The organism is Arthrobacter sp., from assembly GCF_030540645.1.
GTDB lineage: Bacteria > Actinomycetota > Actinomycetes > Actinomycetales > Micrococcaceae > Specibacter.
Window position 1 is genome coordinate 28,586 of sequence record NZ_JAUNVV010000008.1, and the last position, 5,376, is coordinate 33,961.

Genomic DNA, 5,376 nt, shown 5'->3' on the forward strand with positions numbered 1-5,376 from the left:
GGTAGTGGTTCAGTCAGACGATCAGACGGTTAGGGGCAGCCCGCGCAGCTCGCCAACCGGATGACCCCCGCCGAACACGGGCAGGTGGTTGAAGGGTGCCAGCAGCTCGGGGTCAACGCCCAGTGCCAAGAGCGCTGGAACTGCAGCTGGCATGCGTGCCCGGTCACCGCCGTCGGAAATCTTCACGGCCACGGCGGTCCCATCTGCCAAGGCAATGGCCTGGATTCCCTCGAATCCGTCCTTCGCCAGCAGGCCCGGCACGGCCTCCATCAACGCCGTGACGTCGCGTCCCAGCCCGGCAACCATGGTGGGATGGGAGCGCATGGCGGCGGCGACGTCGTGCTCCGCCGTGCCCGCCGCGGCAGTGGTGAGCTTGCCGAAGGCGCGGGCCAGCCCTGTAAGGGACAGCCCGAACACCTCGGTGCCGCAGCCGTCGGTACTGACCGCCGTAATGGTTTCACCCGTCAGTTCCGCCACGGTGGCGCGGATCAGCCCGGCCAAGGGGTGGCCGGGGTCCAGGTAGCCTTCGATCGGCCAGCCGTTGAGGACGCAGGTGGCCAGCAGGGCGGCGTGCTTGCCGGAGCAGTTCTGGGCCAAGTGCGTGGGGCCGTTGCCGGTGCGCAACCACGCCTCGCGTTCGGCGACGCCGTAGGGCAGGTCCGTGGAGTTGCCCAAGGCGCTCTCATCAAGGCCCGCAGCCGTGAGGATCTCTGCGGCTATTTGCTGGTGACTGACCGAGCCTGAGTGGCTTGCCGCGGCCAGAGCCAGCTGTTCGGCTGGCAGGTGCAGCCCCGCGCGCAGAAGTGCGACGGCGATGAGCGGCTTCAGCGCCGAGCGCGGGTACATCCGCGCCGTGGGTTCGCCGCGGCTCAACAGTACTTTTCCGGTGGCGTCGATGGCGGCCAGCGACCCGTAGTGGACGCTTTCCACGAGCTCGCCTCGGGTTTGTACGGCGAGGGGTGCATGGGCGGGAAATTCAGTGGTGGTCATGCTTCTTGCGCTCCCGTGATGGTGGTCAGTGCCGCGTCCACAGCGGACAGGTGTTCGGCCATGGCGTGGCCGGCTTCGGCGGCCCGCCCGTGGGTGATGGCATCTAGGATGAGCCTGTGTTCAAGGTCCGACTGGCGCGCGCGGCCGGTAATCAGGTTGATGGTTTCAGACTGGTTGACCATGGCGTCGCGGATGTCATTGACGACCTGCGCAAACACGCCATTGCCGCTGGCCCTGGCAATGGCACCGTGGAAACTGGCGTCCAGATCCACCCATATGACGGGATCGTCTTCCTCCGCCATGAGCTCGATGATCCCGCGCATCTCCTGGAGTTGTTCCTCGGTGCGGCGCGCAGCGGCAAACTCCGCGGCAGGAACCTCGATGTGCGGGCGGGCTTCCATCAGGCTGCGGGCAGAAAAATTGCCCAGAACCAGGTCGCTTGAGGCTCGATTTGCCACTACGAAGGTGCCCTTGCCGGTTTGCGTCTCAGTCAATCCCAGCGCCGTGCAGGATCGCAGCGCCTCCCGGATCACGGAGCGGCTCACACCGTATTGCTGAGCTAATGCGGTTTCGGAGCTCAGCTTCACGCCAACCGCAAGCTCACCAGCCTCGATGGCCGATCGAATGGCTTTGAAAACGGCTTCCGCGGCGCTGACACGCACAATTTGGTCTTGTCCGGCTGTCCAGCTGTCTGACAGGTTCATGCTCAAAACTATGGCACAGCTCACAGATGGCTGTCAAGGGTTTCCCCGCGCCGCCGCCACACTACCGACCCTCCCGCACTTTCAGGTCGTTTTCTCCCCACCCTCCCACACTTCCCGGGCGTCTTTTTCCAACGCTCCTGCACCGTTGGTCATGAAACACGAAACGCTCCTTCACCGGATGAAGGAGCGTTTTCGATTTCACCCCAGAACGTGAAGGAGCGTCCATGGATTAGCCCCGAAAGCTGCAGGAGCGTCGGTAGTAGAGGTGGGTTAGTGCATGCTGAACTGGTATTCCGCTGGCACGTCCTCGTCCGGGCATACTTGTTTCCACAGCTCGTGGAGTGCGTTGACGCCTTCACGCAGGTCCACGACCTCCACTCCTGATTTCAGGATGGCCGCAGCGGCATCGCGCTCCCCCAAATCCGCGTGGGTCTTGGCCTGGAGGAAGCGAACCCGCCCAAGGCCGGCCAATGACGCCGGGGCCCGGTCCAACAACTCCTGTGCCAATTGCGGTGCACCGTTGTCCAGCGCCAGCGTCACGGCTTCCACCAGCAACTCGCGGCACTCCCCCTCCAAGGCGCAGGCGGCGGCCAGTTCTGCCAGGCCGCCGGCAATGTCATCGGCCGCCAACAACGCCAACCCCAGTCCGCGGTGCGACAGCGCGCGGCTTCGCACACTCAGCGGCTCCCCTGCGGCAAATGTTGTCTCCAGCGCTTGGCGGTACAACTTGGCCACCACCGCTTGATCCCCAGCACCTGCGGACGCCCTCGCCTGCACCATGACGGCGTGGTGGAAGGCGCCCTCGGCGCTGGTGTTGCGCCCTGCGGTGAGAAGGTCCTCCCAGTCGAGACCCCTGACGAAGGAGGCCGCCCCACCAAACGGCTGGCTGGGCACCTCTCCCGCGGTAGCCTCAAAGGGCTTTTCAACAATGCCTTCGTTAGCACGCAGCAGTTCCGCCCACGGGCCTTGCTCTGCCGTCAGTGTTTCCTGACCAAACGGGGTACCTGTTTCATCGAGCCAGTCCAGATCCGCGTGTTGACGGCGCTCCCGCTCCAACGCACCCCACCCGTTGCCAGCCACTACCATTTCCGACGGCGGCAGATCGGCCCAGGCCCCGGCGTCGTCCAAGGCCTTTGCAATGGCCTGCTCCGACACCAAAGCCTCAACGCGCTGCGCCCCATGGGCCACGGCGGCGCTCCACTGACCACCTGCGAGCGCGGGGTCCAATGCGGCGTTGCCGAACGCCTCCACCCACTGCCAGCTGGCACCAGCCGGCATGGGGACGTGTTCAAACTGAGTCTGCGCCAACCCTGACTGAATTTCCGCATACTGCCGCGGCTCGCCCGAATCCGACGGCGACAGCCATTCCTGCCAGCGCTGCCCGCCCAGGCTCTCGCCCCACACGAAGAGCTTGCGCCCGCGTAGCTGGGCGGAAGAAACCAGTGCGAGCCCGTCGCCGTCGGCATCGGCAGCTACTTCCCAGCGGCGTTCGTCCGGGGCGAGGTCGAAGAAGAAGTCCACTGCGTGGGTGTTGCGCGCCGGCCAGGTAGCGTCCCGGTCCTGGAATTTTGTGGGGTCAACGCGGGCCATGGAGCCGTCGTAGTCCGTGGCGTAGGCGTGCGTGGCCGGGGCGATCACGCGGGTTAGAGGTGTCTGTGGGATGGCGGCATTCGTCCACCAGTACATGGGCACGGTCTTGTCATTGGGGTTGCGGATGCGCACGGCGACGAATATGACGGGTGAATCCTCCGGAAGCCACGCATCGATCTGGAACACCACTTCACGCAGCCGATCGAATTCCCACATGCGCAGCACTTCCTGGCCTTCCAGAGTGCGCACAATGGCAGAATGCAGGGGAATGTTGGTGGTTGTGGAATGCCCGCGCGTGCCAATGTTGAACTCGATGCCGCCAGCAAACCATGCGTTGCGCAGCGCAAAGTTCGCGAAGTGGATGCGGTCCTGGGTGTGCAGGAGCTCCTTGCCGGTGGCCTTGTCGGTCAGTTCCCAGAGCCGGCCTCCCAGCTGCGGCAAAAACGTGGCCTTCACCTTGTCATTTTCCAGCACGACGGCGGTCAGTTCCGTTGCGCTGACCTCTCGCGTGTAGCTCTCCTGCATGGGGTAGGGATAAACATTGTTCACCTTGCCCCAACGCACGCCGGATGAAATCTCGGATGGGATGGTGTCCCCTACAACATACGGCGGCTCCAGCAGCGGTTGCACGGACGGCAACGGCGAATCCCGACCAAGCTCAGCGAGCTCAATGACACAGGTGGTGAGCGTTATGGAGGAGGCGGTGCCCATGCGTTGTTCCAATCACAGTCAGTTGGCCGGACCACGCTGTTTGCCCATGGTTGGGCACAACGCGGGTGCGGCCGGGAATGGTGGCGTTCCCCCAGCGAGCCTATCGGATGGGGCACGTGGATTCGGTTTCGTGCCTTTCCTCCAGCCCCGGGTTCCGGCGCTCCACCAGGCTCATGACACTGGCCCGGCCAAGGGCGCCGCAACCGGCCACCAGCGCAACCAGCCCCAAGCCGGTGAACAGGGAAGTAGCGCTTGTCAGCATCTCGCCGCGAGAGCTGATGATCAGCAGCGCGGCCATGACTGAGCCAAGCACCGCCGCAAACGCCAAGACGTGGAGACGCTGGTTGCGTACCCGACGCAGCGGCCAAGCAATAAGTATTGCCAGGGGCAGGCCTAGGATTGCAGCGACCGGGAATCCGTAGATCAGCGCCACCGGCAGAAAATACCAGCCCAGCCCGGTGTCCAGCGGCGACACGGCAGCGGTCAACGCCAGCCCCAAGCAAAACAGCACGAAGGTGCACAGCCATCCAAGAAGCAGCGCCGGCACTCCGTAACTCATGCTGAAACGGTCTGCTTTGGCATTGGCCAGCGCACCGTTCAGGTCGGGATGCTTCCAAATGAATCCTGCGTCTTGAAGTTTCGTCGGCGCTACCCAGCGGCTTTTCAGCACCAGTTCCGTTTCCGTGCGGATCAACACGGCTCCCATTGTGAGCAGCCACGCCGGGGTGGGCAACCCCAATGGAGCACGGTTTGCCCGGCGCACAGCGGACATCAGTGCCGCGTTTGTCACGACCTCGGGAGCCGCAATATTGACGGGTCCGGTGATCTCACGGTGTTCGTGCAGGAACAGCACGGCACGGAACACGTCCTCGACGTGGACCCAACTGAACTGTTGCCCTCCGTCGCCCATCCGGCCACCCAACCCCAGACGTGCCAGATTGTTGAACGGACGCATCACGCCGCCGCCGGGGCCCAGGACGATAGTGATGCGCAGCGGAATCCTGCGTGTCTCCGGCACCTCCGCAGCGGCGAGCGTTTCTTCCCAGCCCCGCGCCACGTCGACGGAAAAGCCGGAACCGAGTTCGCCGTCGTACTCGTCTTGCGGGCGATCACTGGCATCGCGGTAGATGGTGCCGGTGCTCGCGTTGAACCAGTCCCGGGGTGGGTGGGTGCAGACGGCGGCGGCCCGGCCAAGCTCTGCGGTTGTCTCGTGGCGGGAACGAATAATTTCCGCCTTGTTGGCCGGGGTGTAGCGGCACGAGACGGACTTTCCGGCCAGGTTGAGTAGCAAGTCCGCGCCGTCAAGAACAGCGGTGATGGCCGCGGTATCGCCCCAGACGGCGTCGCCCGAACGGCCCACCGTGCGCACCTGCCACCCTGC

4 protein-coding genes are annotated in these 5,376 nt (G+C 64.6%); all 4 read right to left on the bottom strand.

Features of this window, described 5'->3' with window-relative positions:
* Nucleotides 1–21: 21 nt before the first annotated feature.
* The gene (locus tag Q4P21_RS02895) at nucleotides 22–990 is read right to left on the bottom strand and encodes an asparaginase (RefSeq protein ID WP_303387358.1); all 969 of its coding nucleotides are present in this window, start codon (nucleotides 988–990) and stop codon (nucleotides 22–24) included.
* A complete protein-coding gene (locus Q4P21_RS02900; protein ID WP_303387359.1) occupies nucleotides 987–1,694 on the bottom strand; it encodes a FadR/GntR family transcriptional regulator in 708 nt (235 codons plus the stop codon). The genes Q4P21_RS02895 and Q4P21_RS02900 overlap by 4 nt, the downstream gene beginning before the upstream one ends.
* A 270-nt stretch (nucleotides 1,695–1,964) precedes the next feature.
* Entirely contained in the window at nucleotides 1,965–3,995 is a 2,031-nt protein-coding gene (locus tag Q4P21_RS02905) for a DUF5107 domain-containing protein (protein ID WP_303387360.1), read from the bottom strand.
* Nucleotides 3,996–4,095: 100 nt separating this feature from the next.
* Nucleotides 4,096–5,376, bottom strand: a 1,281-nt coding sequence (locus tag Q4P21_RS16285; RefSeq protein WP_369598844.1) for a DUF1731 domain-containing protein, incomplete at its 5' end; no start/stop codon positions are given.

Excerpts from the sequence above, each read along its gene's own strand:
- Q4P21_RS02895 (WP_303387358.1), bottom strand. The coding sequence starts at position 990 with ATGACCACCACTGAATTTCCCGCCCATGCACCCCTCGCCGTACAAACC.
- Q4P21_RS02900 (WP_303387359.1), bottom strand. The coding sequence starts at position 1,694 with ATGAACCTGTCAGACAGCTGGACAGCCGGACAAGACCAAATTGTGCGT.
- Q4P21_RS02905 (WP_303387360.1), bottom strand. The coding sequence starts at position 3,995 with ATGGGCACCGCCTCCTCCATAACGCTCACCACCTGTGTCATTGAGCTC.